Annotated in this window: 17 protein-coding genes and 1 pseudogene; 9 read left to right on the forward strand and 9 right to left on the reverse strand. The window is 75.4% G+C overall.

Annotated elements, in window-relative coordinates; all coding sequences use genetic code 11:
- The first annotated feature begins 306 nt into the window (after positions 1–306).
- A pseudogene (locus KDL28_RS11420) lies at positions 307–4,160 on the forward strand (Pls/PosA family non-ribosomal peptide synthetase).
- Positions 4,151–5,497 carry a M1 family metallopeptidase gene (locus KDL28_RS11425; RefSeq protein WP_252437556.1) on the forward strand — a complete coding sequence of 449 codons (1,347 nt, stop codon included), beginning with the start codon at positions 4,151–4,153 and terminating at the stop codon, positions 5,495–5,497. Before KDL28_RS11420 ends, KDL28_RS11425 begins: the two are co-directional and overlap by 10 nt.
- A gap of 96 nt (positions 5,498–5,593) precedes the next feature.
- Here KDL28_RS11425 and KDL28_RS11430 read toward each other — a convergent pair whose 3' ends face one another.
- Positions 5,594–5,917 (reverse strand): NIPSNAP family protein, encoded by a 324-nt coding sequence (locus KDL28_RS11430; RefSeq protein WP_252437559.1) that lies wholly within the window; start codon positions 5,915–5,917, stop codon positions 5,594–5,596.
- Positions 5,918–5,996: 79 nt separating this feature from the next.
- Between KDL28_RS11430 and KDL28_RS11435 the strand changes: the two genes are divergently transcribed.
- The 3 genes from KDL28_RS11435 (at position 5,997) to KDL28_RS11445 (ending at position 9,921) form a co-directional block, all read left to right on the forward strand.
- Positions 5,997–6,593, forward strand: a complete 597-nt coding sequence (locus KDL28_RS11435; protein WP_252437561.1) for a MerR family transcriptional regulator — start codon at positions 5,997–5,999, stop codon at positions 6,591–6,593.
- Positions 6,590–8,956 carry a VIT domain-containing protein gene (locus tag KDL28_RS11440; RefSeq protein ID WP_252437564.1) on the forward strand — a complete coding sequence of 789 codons (2,367 nt, stop codon included), beginning with the start codon at positions 6,590–6,592 and terminating at the stop codon, positions 8,954–8,956. Before KDL28_RS11435 ends, KDL28_RS11440 begins: the two co-directional genes overlap by 4 nt.
- Before the next feature lie 62 nt (positions 8,957–9,018).
- A complete protein-coding gene (locus KDL28_RS11445) occupies positions 9,019–9,921 on the forward strand; it encodes a cation diffusion facilitator family transporter (RefSeq protein WP_252437567.1) in 903 nt (300 codons plus the stop codon).
- Between the two features lie 29 nt (positions 9,922–9,950).
- Here the strand turns inward: KDL28_RS11445 and KDL28_RS11450 are convergent, their stop codons facing one another.
- Positions 9,951–10,364, reverse strand: a complete 414-nt coding sequence (locus KDL28_RS11450; protein WP_252437570.1) for a VOC family protein — start codon at positions 10,362–10,364, stop codon at positions 9,951–9,953.
- Positions 10,365–10,587: 223 nt separating this feature from the next.
- Between KDL28_RS11450 and KDL28_RS11455 the strand changes: the two genes are divergently transcribed.
- On the forward strand, positions 10,588–11,529 hold the full coding sequence (locus tag KDL28_RS11455; RefSeq protein WP_252437573.1) for an alpha/beta fold hydrolase: 942 nt from the start codon (positions 10,588–10,590) through the stop codon (positions 11,527–11,529).
- A 74-nt stretch (positions 11,530–11,603) separates the two neighbouring features.
- On the opposite strand, the gene KDL28_RS11460 is transcribed toward KDL28_RS11455, so the two are convergent.
- The 6 genes from KDL28_RS11460 to KDL28_RS11485 are packed head-to-tail and all read right to left on the reverse strand — an operon-like array spanning position 11,604 to position 18,262.
- Complete coding sequence (locus KDL28_RS11460; protein WP_252437576.1) at positions 11,604–12,596, reverse strand: 5-oxoprolinase subunit C family protein; 993 nt, start codon at positions 12,594–12,596, stop codon at positions 11,604–11,606.
- On the reverse strand, positions 12,593–13,465 hold the full coding sequence (locus KDL28_RS11465; protein WP_252437579.1) for a 5-oxoprolinase subunit B family protein: 873 nt from the start codon (positions 13,463–13,465) through the stop codon (positions 12,593–12,595). Before KDL28_RS11465 ends, KDL28_RS11460 begins: the two co-directional genes overlap by 4 nt.
- Entirely contained in the window at positions 13,462–14,817 is a 1,356-nt protein-coding gene (locus KDL28_RS11470) for an acetyl-CoA carboxylase biotin carboxylase subunit (protein WP_252437582.1), read from the reverse strand. Before KDL28_RS11470 ends, KDL28_RS11465 begins: the two co-directional genes overlap by 4 nt.
- 10 nt (positions 14,818–14,827) lie before the next feature.
- The gene (locus KDL28_RS11475; RefSeq protein WP_252437584.1) at positions 14,828–15,073 is read right to left on the reverse strand and encodes an acetyl-CoA carboxylase; all 246 of its coding nucleotides are present in this window, start codon (positions 15,071–15,073) and stop codon (positions 14,828–14,830) included.
- Between the two features lie 57 nt (positions 15,074–15,130).
- Complete coding sequence (locus KDL28_RS11480) at positions 15,131–15,856, reverse strand: LamB/YcsF family protein (protein ID WP_252437586.1); 726 nt, start codon at positions 15,854–15,856, stop codon at positions 15,131–15,133.
- A 36-nt stretch (positions 15,857–15,892) separates the two neighbouring features.
- Entirely contained in the window at positions 15,893–18,262 is a 2,370-nt protein-coding gene (locus KDL28_RS11485; RefSeq protein ID WP_252437588.1) for a xanthine dehydrogenase family protein molybdopterin-binding subunit, read from the reverse strand.
- A gap of 129 nt (positions 18,263–18,391) precedes the next feature.
- Here KDL28_RS11485 and KDL28_RS41095 point away from each other — a divergent pair, with 129 nt between their 5' ends.
- On the forward strand, positions 18,392–19,933 hold the full coding sequence (locus KDL28_RS41095) for a PucR family transcriptional regulator (protein WP_308215989.1): 1,542 nt from the start codon (positions 18,392–18,394) through the stop codon (positions 19,931–19,933).
- Positions 19,934–20,057: 124 nt separating this feature from the next.
- Here the strand turns inward: KDL28_RS41095 and KDL28_RS11500 are convergent, their stop codons facing one another.
- Complete coding sequence (locus KDL28_RS11500) at positions 20,058–20,849, reverse strand: APH(3') family aminoglycoside O-phosphotransferase (RefSeq protein WP_252437590.1); 792 nt, start codon at positions 20,847–20,849, stop codon at positions 20,058–20,060.
- 133 nt (positions 20,850–20,982) lie between these two features.
- Between KDL28_RS11500 and KDL28_RS11505 the strand changes: the two genes are divergently transcribed.
- Both KDL28_RS11505 and KDL28_RS11510 read left to right on the forward strand, forming a co-directional pair.
- Positions 20,983–22,371: a serine hydrolase domain-containing protein gene (locus tag KDL28_RS11505; protein WP_252437592.1), complete on the forward strand. Its 1,389-nt coding sequence runs from the start codon at positions 20,983–20,985 to the stop codon at positions 22,369–22,371.
- Positions 22,372–22,413: 42 nt separating this feature from the next.
- Complete coding sequence (locus tag KDL28_RS11510; protein WP_252437608.1) at positions 22,414–24,015, forward strand: ABC transporter substrate-binding protein; 1,602 nt, start codon at positions 22,414–22,416, stop codon at positions 24,013–24,015.
- The last annotated feature ends 15 nt before the right edge of the window (positions 24,016–24,030 follow it).

The raw sequence follows: 24,030 nt of genomic DNA on the forward strand, positions 1-24,030 counted from the left end.
CCGGCTACGGCCCCGCTGAGGGACCGCCGATCATCGTCACCTGATCGGCGCCGGAGCGGGCCGACCCAGCGCGCAGCCCTCCACGCTCCTGGTGGGGTGAACTCCCGCACGTCCCCGGGACCGCACGGACACCTGCCGTTAACCTCATGGGCAAGATCGCTGTGCCCCGGATGGTGCCTTCCGTCGCGCACCCAGCCCCGATCCGGCTGACGACACAGCACGTTCGCCCGGAAGGTGAGACATGCGCTCGCGCGCTGAACGCTGCCGTCGTCCTACCCCGACCGCACCGACCACGGCGGGTGCCCGGTGACGCTCGCGCTCACCCGCACCCCCGCGCTCTACCCCGTCGCGCCCGCGCCGCCGCGCCGCACGCTGCTCGACGTGCTCGCGCGGACCGCCGCGGAGCACCCCGGCGAGGCCGCGATCGACGCCGGCGGCGTGGTGCTCACCTACCGCGGGCTGGCCGAGGAGGTCGACGCCCTCCGGCTGCGCCTCGTCGGGGCCGGTGTCGGGGTCGGCGACCGGGTCGGCGTGCGGATCTCCTCCGGGACCGCCGAGCTGTACGTCGCGATCCTCGCCGTGCTGTCCGCGGGCGCCGCGTACGTGCCCGTCGACGCCGACGACCCCGAGGATCGGGCCGCGCTCGTGCTCGGCGAGGCCGGGGTGTGCGCGGTGCTCGGCGACGGCGGGTCCCTGGCGGTGGTCGGGACGCCGATCGGCGCACCGGGTGTGCCCGGCCCCGGCGACGACGCCTGGATCATCTTCACCTCCGGCTCGACCGGCACCCCCAAGGGCGTCGCGGTCAGCCACGGCTCGGCGGCGGCCTTCGTCGACGCCGAGGCCCGGCTGTTCCTCGCCGACGAGCCGATCGGGCCCGGCGACCGCGTGCTGGCCGGGCTGTCGGTCGCGTTCGACGCCTCCTGCGAGGAGATGTGGCTCGCCTGGCGGCACGGCGCCTGCCTGGTCCCGGCACCCCGGGCGCTGGTGCGCACCGGGGTCGACCTCGGGCCGTGGCTGCAGGCGCAGCGGATCACCGTCGTCTCCACCGTCCCGACGCTGGCCGCGCTGTGGCCGGCCGAGGCGCTGGAGGACGTGCGCCTGCTGATCTTCGGTGGGGAGGCCTGCCCGCCCGAGCTGGCCGCCCGCGTCGCCGTCGAGGGCCGCGAGGTGTGGAACACCTACGGCCCGACCGAGGCCACCGTGGTCGCCTGCGCCGCGCAGCTCACCGGCGAGGGCCCGGTGCGGATCGGGCTGCCGCTGGACGGCTGGGCGCTGGCCGTCGTCGACGGCGCGGGCGAGCCGGTCGCGATGGGCGAGAGCGGCGAGCTGGTGATCGGCGGGATCGGGCTGGCCCGCTACCTCGACACGGCAAGGACGCCGCCAAGTTCGCCCCGCTGCCCTCGCTGGGCTGGGAGCGCGCCTACCGCAGCGGCGACGTCGTCCGCGCCGACGAGGCCGGGCTGCTGTTCCTCGGGCGCGCCGACGAGCAGGTCAAGCTGGGCGGGCGGCGGATCGAGCTGGGCGAGGTCGACGCCGCGCTGCTCGCGCTGCCCGGCGTCCGCGGAGCGGCCGCGGCCGTGCGCCGCACCCGGGCGGGCAACCAGGTGCTCGTGGGGTACGTGGTCCCCGATGCGGCGGGCGGCGAGCTGGACACCGACGCCGCGGCCCTCGCCCTGCGCGAGCGGCTGCCCGCCGCGCTGGTGCCGCTGCTGGCGGCGGTCGACGACCTCCCGACGCGCACCTCCGGCAAGGTCGACCGCGACGCGCTGCCCTGGCCCCTGCCCGCGACCGGCGGTGTCGACCCGGTGGCGGCGGGGCTGCTGACCCCCACCGAGGGCTGGCTGGCCGAGGGCTGGGCGGAGATCCTCGGCGTGCCGGTGACCGACCCCGAGGCCGACTTCTTCACCCACGGCGGCGGCAGCCTCACCGCAGCGCAGCTGGTGGCGCGGATCAGGACCCGGCACCCGCAGGTGTCGGTCAACGACCTCTACCGGCACCCGAAGCTCGGGGCGCTCGCGGCCCGGCTGGACGCGCTGGAGGCGACCACGACGACGCGGCGCCACATCGCCCCGACCCCGCCGCGCGCGGCGCTCGGGCAGGCGCTGCTCATGGCGCCGCTGCTGGGGCTGGTCGGCCTGCGCTGGGCGAGCGTCGCCGCCGCGATCTCGACCGTCGCCGCCGTCGCGCTGCCCTGGGCGCCGACCGTGCCCTGGTGGTGGCTCGCGGTGGCCTGGCTGGTGCTGTTCAGCCCGGCCGGGCGGATCGGGATCGCCGCGGGTGGCGCCCGGCTGCTGCTGCGCGGCGTGCGCGCGGGCTCCTACCCGCGCGGCGGCTCGGTGCACGTGCGGCTGTGGGCGGCCACCCGGCTGGCCGAGATGTCCGGCGCGACCGGCGTCGGCGCCGCGTCCTGGACCACCCGCTACGCCCGCGCGCTCGGCGCGAAGATCGGCAAGGACGTCGACCTGCACTCCGCCCCTCCGGTGACGGGCCTGCTCAAGGTGGGCCGCGGCGCGGCCGTGGCCCCGGAGGTCGACCTGGCGGGCTACTGGGTCGACGGCGACGTCGTGCACATCGGCGGGATCCGGATCGGCGCCGGGGCCACCGTCGGCTCGCGCAGCACGCTGCTGCCCGGCGCGCGCGTCGGCAAGGGCGCCGTGATCGCCGCCGGCTCGACGGTGCACGGTGCCGTCCCGGCCGGCCAGCGCTGGGCGGGCTCACCCGCCGCGCGCACCGGCCGCGGCGGCGTGCGGTGGCCCGCGACCCGCCCGGCGCACTCCCGGTCATGGGCGCTCGCCTACGGCGTCACCTCGACGCTGCTCGGGCTGCTGCCCGCGGTGGCGGCGCTGCCGGCGCTGGTGGTACTGGCGCTCGGGGTCGCCGGGGCCGCGTCCACCACCGAGGCGCTGGTCGGGGCACTGGTCGTGGTCGCCCCCGCGACGCTGGCCCACCTGGTGGCGTACGCGGCTCTCGTCGTGGCCGTGGTGCGGCTGCTCGGCATCGGCATGGTGGAGGGCTTCCACCCGGTGCACAGCCGGGCCGGCTGGCGGGTCTGGACCACCGAGCGGCTGATGGGCATGGCCCGCACCGGCCTGTTCCCGCTGTACTCCAGCCTGTTCACGGCGGCGTGGCTGCGGCTGCTGGGCGCGAGGGTCGGCCGCGACGTCGAGGCCTCGACGGTGATCGCGCTGCCGAAGATGACCACGGTCGCGGACGGCGCGTTCCTGGCCGACGACACCATGGTCGGCACCTACGAGCTGTCCGGCGGCTGGCTGCACGTGGCGCCCTCGCGGGTGGGCAAGCAGGCGTTCCTGGGCAACTCCGGGATGACCGCGCCGGGGCGCTCGGTGCCCAACCGCGGGCTCGTCGGCGTGCTCTCGGCCGCCCCGCGCAAGGCGAAGAAGGGCTCGTCGTGGCTCGGCCTGCCGCCGATGCCGCTGCGCCGGGCCGTCGAGCGGGGCGACACCAGCCGCACGTTCCACCCGCCGCGCCGGCTCAAGCTGGCCCGCGGGCTGATCGAGCTGTGCCGGGTGGTGCCGGTGATGTGCTCGGCGGCGCTCGGCGTGCTCGTGCTGGCCACCCTGGTGGCGCTGCACTCCGCGGCCGGCCTCGCGGTGGCCGCGCTCCTGGCCGGCCCGCTGCTGCTGGCCGCGGGCATCCTGGCCGCTGGCCTGACCTCGGCGGCGAAGTGGCTGCTCGTGGGCCGGTTCCGGCCGGTGGAGCACCCGCTGTGGAGCTCGTTCGTGTGGCGCACCGAGCTGGCCGACACGTTCGTCGAGGTGCTGGCGGTGCCCTGGCTGATCGGCCCGGCCAGCGGCACCCCGGTGCTGACGGCGTGGCTGGAGACGGTGGGCGCGAGCATCGGGCGCGGCGTGTGGCTGGAGACCTACTGGCTGCCCGAGTCCGACCTCGTGCACCTCGGCGACGGCGCCACGGTGAACCGGGGCTGCGTCGTGCAGACCCACCTGTTCCATGATCGGATCATGAGCATGGACGGGGTGCGCATCGACGAGGGCGCCACGCTGGGCCCGAACGGGATCATCCTGCCGGGGGCGAGCATCGGCGCGGGGACGACGGTCGGGCCGGGTTCGCTGGTCACCCGCGGCGACACCGTCCCGCCGGCGACCCGCTGGCGGGGCAACCCGATCACGACGTGGCGCTAGGGCGCACGCCACCCGCAGGCGCGGCCCGGTCGGAGGACCCGTACCTGCCCGCGCACGGCAACGGCGGGTACCGGGTCGAGCACTACGAGCTGGACCTGGACTACAAGGTGGCGGCCAACCGGCTCACCGGACGGGCGGTGCTCACCGCCGTCGCCGACGCACCGCTGAGCCGGTTCAGCCTCGACCTCTCGTCGTTCCGCGTGCCGCGGGTCCTCGTGAACGGCACTGCGGCGAAGTTCACGCGAACGCGGTCGACGCGGGGCGGGGCGAAGCTGCACGTCACCCCGGCGCGACCGGTCGAGGGCCGGTTCACCGTCGAGGTGCGCTACACCGGCAACCCCGCGCCGATCCCCAGCCGCTGGGGCGACGTCGGCTGGGACGAGCTCACCGACGGCGCGCTCGTGGCCAGCCAGCCGATCGGCGCGCCGTCCTGGTTCCCGTGCAACGACCACCCGTCGGACAAGGCGACCTACCGCATCGCCGTGACCACCGCGGCGCCCTACACGGTCGCCGCGACCGGCGTGCTCTCCTCGCGTCGCCGCTCGGCCGGCACGCGGACCTGGGTGTACGAGCGGCAGGAGCCCACCGCGCCGTACCTGGTCAGCGTGCAGATCGGGCGTTACGACGAGGTCGTGCTCGCCCCCGGCCCGGTGCCGCAGGTGGCGTTCGTGCCGGCCCGGCTGCGCCGCGCCGCCGCCCGCGACCTCGCCCGGCACCCCGCGATCATGACCGCGCTGGAGGGCCTCTTCGGGCGCTACCCGTTCGCGAACTACCAGCTCGTCGTGACCGACGACGACCTGGAGGACCCGATCGAGGCCCAGGGCATGTCGATCTTCGGGGCGAACCACGTCGACGGGCGTCGCACCCACGAGCGGCTCGTCGTGCACGAGCTGGCCCACCAGTGGTTCGGCAACAGCCTCACGATCGCCGACTGGAGCCACATCTGGCTCAACGAGGGCTTCGCGACCTACGCCGAGTGGCTGTGGTCCGAGTCCTCCGGCGAGCGCACCGCGACCGCCCACGCCCGGGAGTGGCACGCGCGGGTGGCGGCGAAGCCCGCCGACCTCGTCCTCGCCGACCCCGGCCCGGCGCGGATGTTCGACGAGCGGGTCTACAAGCGCGGCGCGCTCGTGCTGCACGCGCTGCGCGGCCGGATCGGCGACGAGCGCTTCTTCGCGCTGCTGCGCGACTGGACGACCCGCCACCGGCACGCGACGGTGACCACCGCGGGGTTCGTCGAGCTGGCCGGGTGGCACGCCGGCGTGGACCTCTCGGCGTTCTTCACCGCGTGGCTGCACCGACCCGCGCTGCCCGCGCTCGGCGCGCGGGGCCGCTGAGCCGAACGGCGTCCTCCGCTGCGGCGCGGGGCGGTATCCGCCCACCGGCTCCGGCGCGGTCACCCCGTGGCGCGGGCGGCCGGTTACGGCGGGCGATCATCGGCCGGACCCGCCGGGCGGCAGCAGGGGGCGCATGAAGGTCCGGTCGTAGCGCAGGACGCAGCCGCTCTCGTCGCGGATGCGGTCGGCCTCGACGAACTCCGGGTCGGACCCGAACCGCGACCGGTACACCTCGTACTCGGCCAGGCCCGGGAAGCTGAACAGCGCCATGGCCGCGTCGCTTGCGCCCTCGGCGGGCAGGAAGTAGCCGTGGTGCACGCCGCCGTGGCGCTGCACGAGGTCCATCCACGCGGCGGCGAAGCGCTCGAAGTCGCCGATCTTCGCCGGGTCGATGACGTAGTGCACGACGCAGGTGATCACGGCGGCCAGTATCGCGTGCTGGCCCGTCGATCCGGTCCCGCTATTTGACACTGTCATATGACAGTGTCATGGTTGGGTCGTGACGGAATCCGGGTGGACGATCGACGAGTTGGCGGCGCGCGTCGCCGCCGCGCTCGGCGACGGGTACCCGGGAGCCCCCAACGGCCGGGTCCGCGACCTCCCCAACGCCAGGGCGATCCGGTGGTACGCGACGAAGGGGCTGGTCGACCGGCCGGCGGCGATGCGCGGTCGGACGGCCCTCTACGGCCCCCGCCACCTGCTGCAGCTCGTCGCGGTGAAGCGGCGGCAGGCGCAGGGCCGCAGCCTCGTGCAGATCCAGGCGGAGCTGGCCGGCGCCGACGAGGCCGCGCTGCGCGCGATCGCCGGCTCGCCGGACGCGCTCCCGCCCCCGCCCCCGCCCGCGCCCGTCGCCGCCCCGGCCCGGCCGGCCCGGTTCTGGACCGAGCGACCGGCGCCGGCCGCCCCTCCCCCGGCCACCCCTCCGGCGGCAGGCCCGCCCGCACCCGCGCTGCTCACCGGCGTTCCGCTGGAAGGCGGCGCGGTGCTGCTGCTGCCCGCCGCGCCGGACCACGACGACCTGGACGCCATCGCGGTGGCCGCCGGGCCGCTGCTCGACCTGCTGTCCGCCCGAGGCCTGCTGAGGAGCGCACCATGACCGCCACCAGCCCGACGACCGACCCCGCGATCGCCCCCGACCGGGGGCCCGACCACAGCGGCGGGCTCGGCGCGCTGCGCACCGATCGCGGCAACCTGCCGCTGGACCGCCTCCACGTGCGCGCCGACATCACCGGGCTGGTCAGCCGGGTCGAGCTGACCCAGGACTTCGTGAACGTCCACGACGCGGCGCTCGAGGCGACCTACGTCTTCCCGCTGCCGGACCGGGCGGCCGTCACCGGCATGCGCATGGTCGCGGCCGACCGCGTGGTGGAGGCGAAGCTGGCCGAGCGCGGCGCCGCGCGGGAGGAGTACGACCGGGCGATCGCGGCCGGGCGGCGCGCCTCGATCGCCGAGCAGGAGCGCCCGGACGTGTTCACCATGCGGGTCGGCAACATCGTGGCGGGCGAGCGGGTGAGCGTGACGCTCACGCTGGCGGGCCCACTGCCCCAGGAGGACGGGGCGGCGACGTTCCGGTTCCCGCTGGTGGTCGCGCCCCGCTACGTCCCGGGCGCGCCGCTGCCCGGGCCCGCCGTCGGCGACGGGCACGCCCCCGACACGGACGCGGTGCCCGACGCCTCCCGGATCTCCCCGCCGGTGCTGCTGGCGGGCTTCCCGAACCCGCTGCGGCTCAGCATCGACGTCGGCATCGACCCCGCCGGCCTGCCGCTGGCCGCGGTCCGCTCCAGCCTGCACACCGTCGTCGAGGAGGACGGCAGGCTCCGCGTGCGCCCCGGCGAGCGCGCCGACCGCGACTTCGTGCTCCGCCTGGCCTACGGCGACCCGGACGGCGCGCCGGCCGCGTCGCTCGTCACGGTCCCCGACGCGGAGGGCGACGAGGGCACGTTCCAGCTGACGGTGCTGCCACCGGCCGTGACCGACCGCCCCCGGCCCCGCGACGTCGTCCTGCTGCTGGACCGCTCGGGCAGCATGCAGGGCTGGAAGATGGTCGCCGCGCGGCGGGCCGCGGCGCGCATCGTCGACACCCTCGGTGCCGCCGACCGGTTCGCGGTGCTGGCGTTCGACCACGTCGTCGAGGGCGTCGACACCCTGCCCGCCGGCCTCGTCGCGGCCACCGACCGGCACCGCTTCCGGGCCGTCGAGCACCTGGCGGGGGTGCGGGCGCGCGGGGGCACGGAGCTGCTGGAGCCGCTGCAGCGCGGGCTGGGGCTGCTGGCCGCCGACGAGCCCGGGCGCGACCGGGTGCTGGTGCTGGTCACCGACGGCCAGGTCGGCAACGAGGACCAGATCCTGCGCGAGGCCGCCGCCGGCCTGACCGACGTCCGGGTGCACACCGTCGGCGTGGACCGGGCGGTCAACGCCGGGTTCCTGGGCCGGCTCGCCGCGGCCGGTGCCGGACGCTGCGAGCTGGTGGAGAGCGAGGACCGGCTGGACGAGGCGATGGCCACCATCCACCGGCGAATCGGCGCGCCGCTCGTCACCGGGCTGGCGGCCGCCGCGGAGGGACTGGACGTCGTGGCGGGTTCGCTGGTGCCCGGGCGCCTGCCGGACCTGTTCCCCGGGGTGCCGTACGTGGTGGCGGGGCGCTACCGCGGCACCCCCACGGGCGGTATCACGCTGAGCGGGACCACCCGCGACGACCGCGCGTGGTCCGCGGCCGCCCGGGCGCGGCCCGGTGGCACCGCCGCGCTCACCGCGATCTGGGCCCGGGCGCGCCTGCGCGACCTGGAGGACCGCTACGCCTCGTCGACGACGGACGACCCGGCGACCCTGGAGCGCACGATCGTCGAGACGTCACTGCGTTTCGGCGTGCTGTGCCGCTTCACCGCGCACCTCGCCGTGGACAGCCGGGTCGTCGCCGAGGGCGGGCCGGACCACCGCATCGTCCAACCGGTCGAGCCGGTCTCGGGGTGGGAGCCGCCCGCAGGTCCCCTGGCCGTGGGGCGGTTGACCCCGCTCAGCCCGGCGGCCGGTGCCCCGGCGTTCGTGCGGCAGAGCGCGTCCGAGGGCTCCGTCCGCGCCGCGCGGGGCGCGACGCCGCTCGCGGCCCCGTCGCCCGTCCCGCCCGCGCCACCGGCGGCGGGGCCCGCCGCCGCGGGGGCGGTCGACGGGCCGGCCGCGCTGGCCGCACGCGAGGCGCGGCGGTTGCGCGACCTCGCCGGACGACCCGCGCACGAGCGGCGCGAGGCCCTCGACGACCTCGGCAGCCGGCTGGCCGCCCTCGCCGACGACGGTCCCCTGCGCGACCTCGCCGAAGCCCTGCGCCCCGAGGCGGTCCGCGGCCGCCCGCTCGACGAGCTGTTGGCGGACGTCCTGCGGGTCCTGGACGCGGTCGCGGCCGGCTCGGCGGCGGGATCCGCGCCGCGGCGGGACCGACGGAGGAGCTTCTGGCGCCGTACCTAGCCCGACCCCCCGATTCATGCAAGAATGCGCATGTGTTGATGGGATCGCCGGGAGGACCTCGGATGGGCCACGGGCACGGGCACCCCGGCGGCGACGACCGGACGCGGCTGGCCGTCGCGCTGGGCATCACACTGCTGGCCGCCGTGCTCGGCGCGGCGGGTGCCGCGCTGACCGGCTCGCTGGCGCTGCTGGCCGACCTCGCTCACCTGCTGACCGACGCCGGTGCCCTGGTCGCGGCGCTCGTGGCGTCGGTGCTGGCGGCGCGGCCGCGGACCGAGCGGCGCACCTTCGGGTTGGGCCGGGTCGAGGTGCTGGTCGCGGGCCTGAACGCCGTCGCGCTGGTCGCGGTGGTGGCGTGGGTCGTCGTCGAGGCCGTGGGGCGGCTGTCCGAGCCCGCCGCCGTGCCGGGTCTGCCGCTGCTGGTGATCGGCCTGCTCGGCCTGGCGGGCAACATCGCGGCCCTGCTGGTGCTGGCCGGCGGCGACCGGCGCAACATGAACCTGCGCGGCGCGGCCCTGCACGTCGCGGGCGACGCCCTCGGCTCGGTCGGCGTGCTGGGCGCCGCGGTGGTGCTGCTGACCACCGGCTGGCCCCACGCCGACGCGGTCGCGTCGCTGTTGATCGTCGCGCTGGTCCTGCCCCGCGCCGTCGGGCTGCTCCGCGAGGTCGGCCACGTGCTGCTCGAAGGCGCCCCGCGCGACGTCGACGTCTCCGACGTGCGGCGGGCGCTGCTCGCGGTCCCGGACGTGGTGGACGTGCACGACCTGCACGTCTGGACCATCAACGACCGCAGCCCGGCCGCCTCGGCGCACCTCGTCGTGGCCGGGCCGCCCGCAGCGGGCTGCGGGGACGCGTCGGTGCTCGACCGGGCCGCGGCGATCCTGCGCGGGCGCTTCGCCCTGGCGCACAGCACGCTGCAGGTCGAGCACCGCGACCACGCCGCCCACGAGGACAGCTGCCGGTAGCGGCGGGCGCCGCTGCCGGTCGGGCACCGTCAGGAGGCGCCGCCGGCGATGTTCACCATCCAGTCGATCCCGAACCGGTCGGTGCACATGCCGAAGGAGTCGCCCCACGGCGCCTTCTCCAGCGGCACGGTCACCGTTCCGCCCGCGGTGAGGCCGTCCCAGTAGCCGCGCAGCTCGGCCTCGTCGTCGCCGCTCAGCGAGATCGTCCCGTTGGGGCCGATCGGCATCGAGGCCGGCACGTCGGCGGCCATCAGCGTCATCCCGCCCCGGGTGCGCAGCTGGGAGTGCATCACCTTGTCCTGCTCGGACTCGTCCTGGCCCATGCCGCCCATCTCGGCGAACGTGCTCAGGGTCAGCTCGCCGCCGAACACCGAGGTGTAGAACTCCATCACCTCGCGGGTGCCCTCGCGGAAGTTGAGGTACGGGTTCAGCGTGGTGGCCATGGCGATCCCTCCGGTGGGGCGGCGGCGGCGCGGCGCGTCGACGGCCGAGATGCTAGCGGTGACCGCATCGACTGCTGCGCCGACCGACGTATCGCACTACGCCCTTCGGCGCCTTCTCCGCCCGGGTCGGCACCCGGGTGGCGGACCCGGGCATCCGGGAAGCAGGATGTCGGCGACGGGCTGAACGGCCGTTCAGCCGGGGCGGGCCGACGAGGGGGACGCGATGGAGCGGACGGTCACCACGGCCGACGGGATCACGCTGCGGGTGGCCGAGGAGGGCTCGGGCCCGCTCGTGGTGCTCGTGCACGGCTTCCCCGAGCTCGGCTACTCCTGGCGCCACCAGCTGCCCGCCCTCGCCGCCGCCGGCTACCGGGCCGTCGCGCCCGACATGCGCGGCTACGGCGGGTCATCGCGGCCCGAGCGCGTCGAGGACTACGACATCCTGCACCTGACCGGCGACGTCGTCGGACTGCTCGACGCGCTCGGCGAGGAGCGCGCGGTTGTCGTCGGGCACGACTGGGGCGCGTCGGTGGCCTGGAACCTGGCCCTGCTGCACCCGGAGCGGGTGGCCGCGGTCTGCGGGATGAGCGTGCCGTTCACCCCGCGCGCGCGACGGCCGCCCAGCTCCGCATGGGCCGAGCGGTTCGCCGACCGGTTCTTCTACATCCGCCACTTCCAGCGGCCCGGCGTCGTCGACGCCGAGCTGGCCGCCGACCCCGCTCGCACGATGCGCGGCATGCTCTGCGGACTGCGCGCGGGCGACGGGACCGAGCTGATCGGCCCGGACGACGGGCGCGGCGTCGTCGACCGGCTGCCGCAGCCGGAGACGCTGCCGGCCTGGCTCTCCCAGGCCGAGCTCGACCACTACGTCGCCGAGTTCGCCCGGACCGGCTTCACCGGCGGCGTCAACTGGTACCGCAACATCGACCGCAACTGGGAGCTGACCCCGCAGCTCGCCGGGGCCCGGGTCCGGGTGCCGAGCCTGTTCGTGGCCGGCTCCGCCGACCCGGTCCTGTGGATGACCCCGCCGGACCGGCAGGCCGCGCACCTCGACGACCTGCGCGGCCAGGTGATCGTCGACGGCGCGGGGCACTGGGTCCAGCAGGAGCACCCGGACGAGGTGAACGCGGCGCTGCTGGAGTTCCTGCGCGGGGTGGCCCACTGAGCCCACCCCGGATCGGACCGGCCGCGCACGGTGGCCCGACCCGCGTGGCGGCGGGTCGGCGCCACGTCGGGCCCTCAGCCGTCCAGGGCGGCGTGCAGGCGGGCCAGCCGGTCCTTCCGCTCGGCCCGCAGCCCCAGCGCCGTGTCCAGGTCGACCTCGACGAACCTCGTCCGCGTGCGCGGCGCCGACTGGGCGACGACGTCGAGGTCGCCCGACAGCACCGTCGCGACCATCATGTAGCCGCCGCCGGACACCGCGTCGCGGTGCAGCACGATCGGCTCCACCCCGCCCGGCACCTGGATCGAGCCGATCGGGTAGGGCGAGTCGACGATGTTCGACGGATCCTGCCCGGCCCCGAACGGCGGCTCGCGGTCCACGGTCTCCAGCTGCCCACCGGTGTAGCGGAACCCGATCCGGTCGGCGACGGGGGTCAGCGTCCACTCCGTGTCGAGGAACGTCGCCCGGCCGCGGTCGGTGAGGCGGTGGTCGTAGAGCCCCATGACGACCCGGACCTCGACCTCCTTCGCCAGCACCGGCCGCAGCTCGGGCGGCACCACCAGCCCGGCCCGCGCGGAGCCGCTCCCACGGTCCGCCCCGACCGGCAGGACGTCGCCCTCGGCGAGCGGGCGGCCCTCGACCCCGCCGAGCGCGCCGAGCGCGTAGGTGGACCGGCTGCCCAGCTTGACCGGGGTGTCCAGCCCGCCGGACACCGCGAGGTAGGCCCGCGCCCCGGCCTTGAGGTAGTCGAAGGACAGCACGTCGCCCTCGGCGACGTCGAACGACTCCCACACCGGCCGCTCGTCGCCGTTCACCTTCGGGGCGATCGCCGCCCCGGCCACCGCCACCGTCGCCGGGCCGGTGAAGGCCAGCTCGGGTCCCATGTAGACGATCTCCAGCACGGCCGCGTCGGGTGGGTTCGCGACGAGCGCGTTCGCGCAGGCCAGCGAGTACTGGTCGAGCGCGCCCGACGGCGGGATCCCCAGGTGGTAGTAGCCGGAGCGGCCGCCGTCCTGCACGGTGGTGGACAGCCCGGGCTTGCGGACCTCGATCGTGGTGGCGCCGGTCATGCGAGGACCTCCAGCAGGCGCTTGTTGTAGCCGTCGGGGTCGTCGAGGAAGGGCTGCAGGTCGAACCCGACCGGGCGGTTGGTGATCCGGAACTCCCCCGCTTCGGCCGCGGCCTGCAGGTCGTCGTACTCGTCGCGCTCGATCGGGCGGAAGGTGACGATGTCGCCGGGGCGCATGAACACCATGTGCTCGGTGAAGTCCGGCTTGGTCTGGGTCGGGTCGTAGATGGGCGCCGGGGTGATCCCGAACATCTGGTAGCCGCCCGCGCCGCGGACCGAGTAGATGCAGGAGAAGCAGCCGCCGTAGCCGACGGTCTGCTTCGGGGTGTCGGTGCGCGGGCGCAGGTACTTCGGGACGAGGATCTGCCGGTCCCGGGGCACCATCTGGTACTTGAACGGAAGCCCGGCGACGAACCCGACCATCGAGGTGAACCACGGCGAGCCGGAGTGCACGGCGATGAACTCCTCGACCGAGCCGTAGCCGTTGATCCGGGCCGCGTACTCGATGTCGGTGGCCCCGGGGTCCTGGTGGCGGTCGCGGAAGCGCATCTGGGTCTCGGTGGTCCACGGGTCGCGGTAGAGCACCGGGATCTCCACGACCCGGCAGTCCAGGGTGACGCCGAGCGCGTCGCCGACCCGCTCCTCCAGCCGCTTGAGGTGGGCCAGGAAGCCGTGCGGCTCCAGCACGTCCGGGTCGTAGCGGACCTGGTAGGACGCGTTGGCCGGGCAGATCTCCAGCACCCCGTCCGGGCGCTCGGCCTGCAGCAGCTTCGTGATCGCCATGGCCTTGAAGTTGGCCTGCAGGCTCATCTCCTCGGCCAGCTCGACGAACACGAACTCGTCGCCGCCCCAGCTGTAGCGCGCGCTCATGCGTTCTCCTTCCGTTCGGCCAGCCAGGATTCGAGTGTCCCGGTGTGGAAGTCGGCCGCCGCGACCCACGGCTCGTCCACCAGCTCGCGCAGCAGCCCGGCGGTGGTCGGGATGCCGTCGACGGCGAACTCGTCGAGCGCGCGGCGGGACCGGGCCAGCGCCTCGTCGCGGTCGGCGCCCCACACGACGACCTTCGCCAGCAGCGAGTCGTAGTAGGGCGGGACGGTGGCGTCCGGTTCCAGCCAGGTGTCGCAGCGGACCCACGGCCCGGACGGCAGGGTGACCCGCCCGACGCCGCCGGGCTGGGGCATGAAGTCCTGGCCCGGGTCCTCCGCGCAGACCCGGTACTCGATGGCGTGCCCGCGGCGCGCCACGTCGGGCTGGGCGAACCGCAGCGGCTCCCCCGCCGCGATCCGCAGCTGCTCGGCGACCAGGTCGATCCCGGTGATCAGCTCGGTGGTCGGGTGCTCCACCTGGATGCGGGTGTTCATCTCGATGAAGAAGAACTCCTGGGTCTCGTCGTCGACCAGGAACTCCACGGTGCCGGCCGAGGTGTAGCCGACCTCGCGGCACAGGGCGACCGCGGCCCGCGTCATCCCCTCCCGCACGGCCTCGGTGATCCCCGGGGAGACCGCCTCCTCCACGACCTTCTGCCTGCGGCGCTGCAGCGAGCACTCGCGCTCGAACAGGTGCACCGCGGCCGAGCCGTCGCCCAGGACCTGCACCTCGACGTGGCGGGCGCGCTCGACGAACCGCTCCAGGTACATCGTCCCGTCGCCGAACGCCTTGCGCGCCTCGGTGGAGGCCTGCCCGAACGCCCCGCGCAGCGCGTCCTCGTCGTGCACCACCCGGATGCCGCGCCCGCCGCCGCCCGCGGCGGCCTTCAGCATCACGGGGTACCCGATCGACCGGGCCGCCTCGGCCGCGGCGTCGGCGTCGGGCACCCCACCGGGCGTGCCCGGGACGGTCGGCACCCCGGCGGCGCGGGCCACCTCGCGGGCGGCGACCTTGTCGCCCATCCGCTCGATGGTCGACGCCGTCGGCCCGACGAAGATCAGCCCGGCATCGGCGACGGCGGCGGCGAACGACGCCCGCTCGGACAGGAACCCGTAGCCGGGGTGCACGGCGTCGGCGCCGGTCCGCTCGGCCGCGTCCAGGATCGCCTCGGCGACCAGGTAGGACTTCGACGCCGGCGACGGCCCGATCCCGACCGCCGTGTCGGCCAGCCGGGTGTGCAGCGCATCGGCGTCGGCCTGCGAGTGCACCGCGACCGTGCCGATGCCCAGGTCGCGGGCGGCCCGGATGATCCGGACGGCGATCTCGCCGCGGTTGGCGACGAGCAGCCGTCTCACAGCACCACGCTCACGGTGTCTCCACCACCGCCACCGGCTGGCCGGCGTCCACCTCGTCCTCGTTGTCCACCAGGAACTCCACGATCGTGCCGGTCGCGCCTGCGGTGATGTGGTGGAAGGACTTCATGACCTCGACCAGCCCGATCGGCGAGTCGTCCGAGACGGGGCCGCCGTCCTCGGCGAACGGCGGACTGTCGGGGTCGGGGCGGCGGTAGAACACTCCGGGGATCGGGGAGACGACCTCGTGTCGGGGCACCCTCTGGCTCCTTCTCGGCTGTCGGTGCTGGCGGGGCGGTCGGTGCTGGCGGTGCGGTCAGGTGTCGAGGTGGGGCTTGAGCGCGTCGTGCACGGCCTTGGCCAGCTCGACGGCGTTCGGGGTGTCGGAGTGCACGCAGACCGCGTCGGCCCGCACCGGGAGGTCCTTGCCGTTCTCCGAGGTCGCGAGGCCCTCGGTGACCGCCCGCAGCGCCCGCTCAGCCGACCGCCGCGGGTCGAACGCCTGGTGCTCGCGGGTGATGATCAGCGAACCGTCGTCGCGGTAGTCGAGGTCGGCGTAGTACTCGCTGATGAAGCCCGGCCCCCGGTCGCCCCACACCTGCTCGTGCACGGTGCCGGCCATGCCCATCAGGGGCGCGCCGAACACGTCGGCGGCGTCGGAGATCGCCTCGGCGACCTCGGGATCGCGCGCGGACATGCCGTAGAGCGAGCCGTGCACCTTGACGTGGTTGAGCTCCATGCCCTCGGCCCGCAGGAACCCGGACAGGGCGCCGATCTGGTAGACGACCGCGGCGGTCAGCTCCTCGCGGTCCAGCTTCATCTCGCGCCTGCCGAAGCCCTCCCGGTCGGGCAGCGACGGGTGCGCCCCGACCTTCACCCCGTGCCGCTTGGCCAGCTTCACGGTCCGGGTCATCACCCGGGGGTCGGACGCGTGGAACCCGCAGGCCACGTTGGCCACGGTCACCCAGGGCATCAGCCCCTCGTCGTCGCCGCAGTGGTAGATCGAGTACGACTCGCCCATGTCGCAGTTGATGGCCACCATCGGGTGTCTCCTTCCCCTGTGCTCGACTCCCGGCGATCAACCAGCCTGCTCGGTCGCGGCCTTGATCGCCCGCCAGACGGCCTGCGGCGTCGCGGGCATGTCCACGTGGGTCACGCCGAGGTGGGACACCGCGTCGATGACGGCGTTCACCACGGCGGGCGAGGACCCGATCGCGCCGGACTCGCCGATGCCCTTGACCCCCATCGGGTTCGTCGGTGACGGCGTGACCTGCTGCTCCAGCTCGAAGTTCGGCAGGTCGACCGCCGTCGGGATGGTGTAGGTCGCGAGGTTCGCCGCGGTCGGCTGGCCCTCGGCGTCGAACGTGGCGTGCTCGAAGAGCGCCTGGCCGATGCCCTGCGCGATGCCGCCGTGCAGCTGGCCCTCGACGATCATCGGGTTCACCACCACCCCGCAGTCGTCGACGGCGACGTAGCGGCGGATCCGGGTGAACCCGGTCTCGACGTCGACCTCGGTCACGCAGACGTGCGTGCCGAACGGCCAGGTGAAGTTGGGCGGGTCGAACGCGGAGTCGGCGGTGAGGTTCGGCTCCATCCCTTCGGGCAGGTCCGCCGCCAGCGACGCCGCCCCGGCCACCGCCTGGATCGTCACCGTCGGCCCGGACGTGCCCGCCACCGAGAACTCGCCGCCCTCGAACCGCAGGTCCCCCCGGTCGGCCTCCAGCAGGTGCGCGGCGATCTCCGTCGCCTTGTCCAGCACCTTCCCCGCAGCCAGGTGCACGGCGGTGCCGCCGACGGCGAGGCTGCGCGAGCCGTAGGTGTCGCGGCCGAACGGCGCGATGAGGGTGTCGCCGTGCAGGACCTCGACGTCGTCGGGGTGCACGCCGAGCTTGTCGGCGACGATCTGCGACCACGCCGTCTCGTGGCCCTGCCCGTGCGGTGAGGTGCCGGTGACGACCTCGACCTTGCCCGAGGTCGTCATCCGCACCGTGGCCTGCTCCCAGCCGCCGGACTGCAGCCGCACGCCCGCGGCGACCTTCGACGGCGACAGCCCGCCGGACTCGGTGAAGTTGCCGATCCCGATGCCGATCTGGACCTTCTCGCCCGCCTCCCGGCGCCGCCGCTGCTCGGCGCGCAGCCCGTCGTAGTCGACGAGCTCCATGGCCCTGCGCATGCAGGTCTCGTAGTCGCCGGAGTCGTACTGCACGCCGGAGGGCACCGTGCGCGGCTCCAGGAACTTCGGGTGCAGGTTGCGCAGCCGCAGCTCGGCCGGGTCCATCCCCAGCTCGCGGGCCAGGTCGTCCATGATCCGCTCGTGGCCGTACGCCGCCTCGGACCGGCCCGCGCCGCGGTAGGCGTCGGTCGGGGTGAGGTTGGTGAACGCGCCCCGGCAGGTGAAGGAGTAGCTGCCGAAGTCGTAGAGCCCGCAGAAGGTGAACGCGCCGAACACCGCGATGCCCGGCGTGAGCAGCTGCAGGTAGGCGCCCATGTCGGCGAGCAGCTCCACCTTCATGCCGAGGATCCGGCCGTCCCTGGTGGCGGCGACGGAGATGTCCTGGACCTGGCCGCGACCGTGCGTGGTCGCCTGGTGGTGCTCCGAGCGCGTCTCGGTCCACTTGATCGGCCTACCGGTGCGCCGGGCCAGCACGAGCGCGAGGAACTCCTCGGCGTAGACGTTGAGCTTGGCGCCGAACCCGCCGCCGACGTCCGGGGCGACCACCCGGATCTTGGTGTCGGCGATGCCGGTGCAGGCGGCCAGGATGTCGCGCACGAAGTGCGGCACCTGCGTGGCGGTGTACATGGTGAACCCGCCGCCGACCGGGTCCGGCACGCAGACCACCGCGCGCGGCTCCATCGGCGAGGCGATCACCCGCTGCTGCAGGTAGGTGCCCTTCACCACCACGTCGGCCTGCGCGAACGCGGCGTCGACGTCGCCGGTGGCCAGCGGCCAGGTGTAGCAGTGGTTGGTGCCCAGCTCCTCGTGCACGAGCGGGGCGCCCTCGACGAGCGCGTCGGCGACGTCGACGACCGCGGGCAGCGCCTCGTAGTCCACCTCGACCAGGTCGGCGGCGTCGCGGGCGGCGGCCTCGCTGGTCGCGAGCACCGCGACGACCCCGTCGCCGACGTGGTTGACCTCGGTCGTGGCCAGCGGGCGGTGGTCGGGGATCCTGATGTCCTCGGTGACCGGCCAGCCGCACGGGATGCCGGCCAGGAACTCGCCGTCGACGTCCGCGGCCGTCAGCACCGCGGTGACGCCCGGGTGCGCCTTCGCCGCGGTGGTGTCGATGCCGGTGATCCGGGCGTGCGGCAGCGGGCTGCGCACCAGCGCCAGGTGCAGCGTGCCGGCGGGGGTGATGTCCCCCGTCCACGTCCCGCGCCCGGTCAGCAGCGCGCGGTCCTCCTTGCGCGGCAGGCTGGTCCCCACGTACTTCGGCGCGGTGGTGGTCACGCCGTCTCCCCTCGGCCGCGGAACAGGTGCCCGCCAGCGTGATCCAACTCACCCGCGGGGCGCTAGTGTCCGATATGGCAGGTTGGCCGATCCGGACCCGCCACTCTGTCACTTCGCCAGGAGGTGTCCGTGCCGCTCACGCTCCGGGACCTGTGCGAGGACCGCGGCCTCGGACTGCGGATCGCGGGTCCGCCCGCGGACCTGGACCGCCCGATCGGGTGGGTGCACGCCAGCGAGCTCGACGACCCCACCCCGTACCTCGACGGCGGCGAGCTGCTGCTGACCGTCGGCCTCGGTCCGCACGCCGGCACCGGCCCGCGCGACTACGTCGCCCGGCTGGCCGCGCACGGGCTCAGCGGGCTCGGGTTCGGCACCGGCCTGGGCTACGACGAGATCCCCGCCGCCGTCGTCGACGCCTGCGCGCGGGCGGGCCTGCCGCTGCTGGAGGTCCCGGAGCGGACCCCGTTCCTCGCCCTGACCAAAGCGGTGGCCGCCGCGCACGCCGCCGACCGCTACGCCGAGGTCGTGCGCACCGACGAGGCCCGCCGCGCGCTCACCGCCGCCGCGCTCAGCACCGGGGTCTCCGCCGCCGGCCCGGCCGGCGTGACCCGGCGCGGTGCGGGCGGGACGGCGAACGTGCTGGCCGCGCTGGCCGAGCGGCTCGACGCCTGGGTCCTGGTCTGCGACGGGGACGGCCGCGTCCGGCACGCCGTGCCCCGCTCCGCGGCCCGGCGCGCGAGCGGCCTCGGCGAGGAGATCGCGAAGGTGCGCGACCACGCGGGGCGCTCCTGCGTCTCGATGTCCGACGGCGCCCGGCAGGTGGTGCTGCAGCCGGTGCGGCTGCTCGGGCCGGCGGTGCTGGTCGTCGGGCGCAACCGGCCCTTCACCCCGGTCGACCAGCGCATCGTGGAGATCGCCGTGTCGGTGCTGACCCTCTCCCACACCCGCTCCGCCGCCGTCGGCCGCGCGGAGCGCAGGCTGCGCACCGCGGTGCTGCGGGCGCTGCTCACCCTCCCCGGCGGCGGGGCGGAGCAGGTCCTCGCCGACACCTGGGATCCCCTGCCCGAGGGCCCGGTGGTCGTGGTGGCGTTCGGCGGGCGGCTGTCCGGCCCGCTGCCCCCGGCACTGCTCGACGCGCTCGACCGCGCCGCGCCCGGCTTCCACGCCGAGCTCGACGACCGGGTCGTCGCCGTGGTGCCCGGGGAGACCGACGACGCCGTCGCCGCCGCGCTCGCCCCCGCGGCCCGCCACCCCGACGTCCGCGCCGGCGTCTCCGACCCCGCCCCGCCGGGCGAGCTGGACCGCGCGCTGCGCGAGGCGACCCGGGCGCTGGACGCCGCGGACCGCCGCGACCGCCCCGTCGTCCGGTTCGCCGACCTCGCCGCCGGCGGCCTCGCCGACCTGGTCCCCCCGGCCGACGCCGCCGCCTTCGCCGCCTCGGTGCTCGCCCCGCTGCTGCGCCACGACGCCGAGCGCCGCGGCGACCTGGTCGGCTCGCTGCGCGAGTGGCTCGCCCACCACGGCCAGTGGGACCCGGCCGCGGCCCGGCTCGGGGTGCACCGGCACACGCTGCGGGCCCGGATGGCGAAGGCCGCCGCGCTGCTGGAGCGCGACCTGGACTCCCCCGGGGTGCGCGCGGAGCTGTGGTTCGCGCTGCACCTACCCGGCTGACCCGCCGGCGGTGCGGCTCACACCATCGCACCGGCGAGTCGCCGGTCCGCGGCCTGCGCGACTCGCTCGATGGGTCGCTCCCCTACGGGACGCATGGCCGTGCACCTCCACACCGGGACCGGCCTCAGAAGAACTCGTCGAGCAGCCGGTAGAAGGCCAACCGGGCCGGATCGGGGGCAGGCCCGCCGTAGCGGTGCAGGAAGCGCTCGACGGCACCGGGCCAGTTCGTGCCGGCGAGTTCCCCGGTCAAGAGCGCGAGGTCGGCGCAGCGGTCGGCGCGGCCGAGCCGGCCCAGGTCGATCAGCCCGGTGACCGTCGCGGTGGCGGGGTCGAGCAGCACGTTGTCGAAGGTCAGGTCGCCGTGGCACACGACGAGGTCCTCGTCGTCCGGCCGGGTGGCCTCCAGCTCGGCGAGCAACTCCTCGGCGGTCCAGCCGGCGCGCTCGTCGTCGAGGTCGTCCAGATCGAGCAGCCCGGCCCGGGCCGCGTGCCGCGCGGCGGACGCGGTGACGGACAGGCTCCGGTCGAACGGGCAGGCCTCGACGGGCAGGGCGTGCAGGGTCCGGGTGAGGTCGGCCAAGGCGTCGACCACCGCCGGGACCTGCTCGGCGGACCAGGCGTGCGCGGCCGGGAGCCCCGCGACCGCCGTGGTGATCAACCAGTGCTCCGCCCCGGTCGTGCCGGCGTCGACGACCTCCGGCACCGGGATGCCCCGCCCGGCGAGCCAGCGCGTCCGCTCGACCTCGGCGCGCACGTCGAACCCGCTGTCGAGGTGGGGGGAGGCGCCGGCGACCTTCACGAACAGCTCGGACGGCCCGTGCAGCCGCCAGACCAAGGCTCCGGACAGGCCGTCGGTGACCGACGACCAGGTGTGGTCGGGGAAGCGCTGCAGCAGGGCGTCGGGTGGCGCGGCCATGCGCCCAGCCTGCCCGGTGGTGATCGTCGCTCGCGCCCCCGGCGCGCACTCGTCGGGCTCGACCAACCCACCCGCCCGGAGTTGTCGGTGACGACGAACACAGCCGGGCCCGTCGTTCATAGCCTGCTCGCCCATGAGCACCCTCGACGAGGTCCGGTCCTGGTTCGACGAGCGGCTCGGGCAGCTGCTGCGCAAGTACGACGTGCCGGGAGCGGCGTGGGCGGTGCTGTCCGGTGGTCGGGTCGTCGACGGGGCCGCCGGGCTGCTCAGCCGGGCCACCGGCGTGGAGGCGACGGCGGACTCGGTCTTCCAGATCGGGTCGGTCACCAAGCTGTGGACGGCCACGCTGGTCATGCAGCTGGTCGACGAGGGCGTCGTCGGGCTCGACGACCCGGTCCGGGCGCACCTGCCCGAGTTCCGGATAGCCGACGAGGACGCCGCCGCCCAGATCACGGTGCGCCAGCTGCTCACCCACACCGCCGGGTTCGAGGGCGACATCTTCACCGACACCGGCACCGGTGACGACTGCCTGGAGAAGTTCGTCGCGGTCCTGCACGGGGTGCCGCAGCTGTTCGCGCCCGGCGAGCAGTTCTCCTACAGCAACGCCGGCTACTGCGTGCTGGGCAGGCTCGTCGAGGTGCTGCGGGGCCGGCCCTACGACGCGTGCCTGCGCGAGCACGTCCTCTCCCCGCTGGGGCTGACCCACGCGGCGACCGGGGCCGCCGAGGCGATCATGTTCCGGGCCGCGGTGGGGCACGTCGAGCCGGAGCCCGGCGCCGCGGTCGTGCCGGCTCCGGTGTGGGCGATGGCGCGGTCCAACGCCCCGGCGGGCTCGATGCTCGCGATGCGCCCGCGCGACCTGGTCGCCTTCGCCCGCATGCACCTCGACGACGGCCGGGCGGCCGACGGCACCGCCGTGCTGGCGCCGGGGACGGCCGCGCGGATGCACGCCGGCGAGGTCGCCCTGCCCGACCTCGGCCTGATGGGGACGTCGTGGGGGCTGGGCTTCGAGCGGTTCGACACCCCGACGGGCGTGCTCGTCGGCCACGACGGCAACACCATCGGCCAGGCGGCCTTCCTGCGGGTGGTGCCCGCGGCGGGGGTCGCCGTCGCGCTGCTCACCAACGGCGGTGACGCCGTCTCGCTCTACCGGGACGCGGTCGGCCACGTCCTCGCCGCGCTCGCCGACGTCGACCTGCCCGCGCTGCCCGCGCCGCCCCGGCAGCCGCGCCGGATCGACGCCGAGCGGTTCCTCGGCACCTACTCCGCCGAGGTCTTCGACCTCACCGTCAGCCAGGACCCCGACGGGCGGATCTGGCTCGACCAGGTGCCCAAGGGCGCCTTCGTGGAGATGGGCGGGCGCGCCGAGCGCACCGAGCTCGTCGCCTACCGAGACGACATGCTGATCCCCCTCCAGGCCGACCGCGGCATGCACATGCCGCACGCGTTCGTCGGCGACGACGGCACCGGTCACGCGCTCTACCTGCACGTCGGCCGCGCCGTCCGCCGCGCGGGCGCCTGAACTGCCCCCGGACAAGCCCCCACGCACGGGAACGGAACCGCCATGAAGCCAGTGGTCCTCGCCACCGCGGGCCGGTTCGGCCTCAGCGCCTGCCTGGTCGTCGCCCTCGCCGCGTGCGGCGGAGGGGGTTCGGCCCCGGGCGCCGCCGGGGTCGTCGAGGGCGGCACCTTCACCCTCGGGATGTCCTCGGACCCGGGCAGCCTCGACCCGCAGCTGGGCGCGGGCACCTCGCTGTTCACCGTGACCCAGTTCGCCTACGACCCGCTGGTGAGCGTGGACGGCGACACCGGGGAGATCCGCTCGGCGCTGGCGACGAGCTGGGAAGCCGACGCCACGACGGTGCGCCTCACCCTGGCCGAGGGCATCACCTGCTCCGACGGCACGCCGCTCACCGCCTCCGCCGTGGCCGACAACCTGGCCTTCGTGGGCGACCCGGCGAACCAGAGCCCGTTCCTCGGGACCTTCTACCCGGTGGGCGCCACCGCGCAGGCCGACGACGCCACGCGCACCGTGACGATCACGCTGGCCGCACCGGCGCCGTTCGTCCTCAACGGGCTGGCGAACCTGCCGATCGTCTGCCCGAGCGGCATGGCGGACCGCGCCGGCCTGCGCACGGCCACGGCGGGCACCGGGCCCTTCGCGTTGACCGAGGCGGCCCCCGGCGACCGCTACACCTACGCGAAGCGCCCCGACTACACCTGGGGGCCCGGCGGCGCGACGACCGCGACCCCGGGGCTGCCCGACACCGTCGTGGTCAAGGTGGTGGAGAACGAGACGACCGCGGCCAACCTGCTGCTCTCCGGCGGCCTGAACGCCACCCAGGTGGCCGGGCCGGACTCCGAGCGGCTGGCGGGGTCCGGGCTGTTCGTCGCCGAGACCCCGGCCATCGTCGGCGAGCAGTGGTACAACCACGCCGGCGGTCGGGTGACCGACGACCCCGCCGTCCGCATGGCGCTCACCCGCGCGCTCGACCTGGCCGAGCTGCAGAAGGTGATCACGGCCGGGCGCGGCTCCCCCGCCACCACGCTGGCCACGAACGAGCCGGTCGCCTGCCCGGGCGACTCGGTCTCCCGCGCGCTGCCCTCCACCGACCCGGCCGCCGCGGGCGCCCTGCTCGACCAGGCGGGCTGGACGGTCGGCGCCGACGGCGTGCGCAGCAAGGACGGCAGGCCGCTGGCCCTGACCTTCCTCTACCAGAACAACCTGGGCAGCAGCGGCGACGCGGCCGCCGAGCTCGCGGTGCAGCAGTGGAAGGCGATCGGCGTCGCGGCCACCGCGCAGAGCCAGAACGAGACGACGCTGACCGGCACGATCTTCGGCGCCGGCGACTGGGACGTCGCCTGGGTCTCGCTCAACGTCAGCAGCCCCGACCAGCTGGTGCCGTTCCTGTCCGGCCCGCCCGCCCCGGACGGCACCAACTTCGCCGCGATCTCCGATCCCGAGTACGACGCGGCGGTGGCCGCGGCGTCCGCCCTGACCGGCGCGGAAGGGTGCAGCGCCTGGCTCGACGCCGAGGCCGGGCTCATCGCCGAGGCCGACATCGTGCCGTTCGCCGCGACCTCGGCGCGGACCTTCGGCAAGGGCGCGGAGTTCGCGACGCCGGGGCAGCTGGTCCCGACGAGCATCCGGATGACGGCGGAGTAGGGCCGGCCGTGACGG

Origin of the sequence: Pseudonocardia humida (assembly GCF_023898865.1) — a bacterium.
Taxonomy (GTDB): domain Bacteria; phylum Actinomycetota; class Actinomycetes; order Mycobacteriales; family Pseudonocardiaceae; genus Pseudonocardia; species Pseudonocardia humida.

Excerpts from the sequence above, each read along its gene's own strand:
- KDL28_RS11445 (WP_252437567.1), top strand. The coding sequence starts at position 9,019 with ATGGGCCACGGGCACGGGCACCCCGGCGGCGACGACCGGACGCGGCTG.
- KDL28_RS11465 (WP_252437579.1), bottom strand. The coding sequence starts at position 13,465 with ATGAGCGCGCGCTACAGCTGGGGCGGCGACGAGTTCGTGTTCGTCGAG.
- KDL28_RS11480 (WP_252437586.1), bottom strand. The coding sequence starts at position 15,856 with ATGGTGGCCATCAACTGCGACATGGGCGAGTCGTACTCGATCTACCAC.
- KDL28_RS11440 (WP_252437564.1), top strand. The coding sequence starts at position 6,590 with ATGACCGCCACCAGCCCGACGACCGACCCCGCGATCGCCCCCGACCGG.
- KDL28_RS11450 (WP_252437570.1), bottom strand. The coding sequence starts at position 10,364 with ATGGCCACCACGCTGAACCCGTACCTCAACTTCCGCGAGGGCACCCGC.
- KDL28_RS11500 (WP_252437590.1), bottom strand. The coding sequence starts at position 20,849 with ATGGCCGCGCCACCCGACGCCCTGCTGCAGCGCTTCCCCGACCACACC.
- KDL28_RS11455 (WP_252437573.1), top strand. The coding sequence starts at position 10,588 with ATGGAGCGGACGGTCACCACGGCCGACGGGATCACGCTGCGGGTGGCC.
- KDL28_RS11460 (WP_252437576.1), bottom strand. The coding sequence starts at position 12,596 with ATGACCGGCGCCACCACGATCGAGGTCCGCAAGCCCGGGCTGTCCACC.
- KDL28_RS11510 (WP_252437608.1), top strand. The coding sequence starts at position 22,414 with ATGAAGCCAGTGGTCCTCGCCACCGCGGGCCGGTTCGGCCTCAGCGCC.
- KDL28_RS11505 (WP_252437592.1), top strand. The coding sequence starts at position 20,983 with ATGAGCACCCTCGACGAGGTCCGGTCCTGGTTCGACGAGCGGCTCGGG.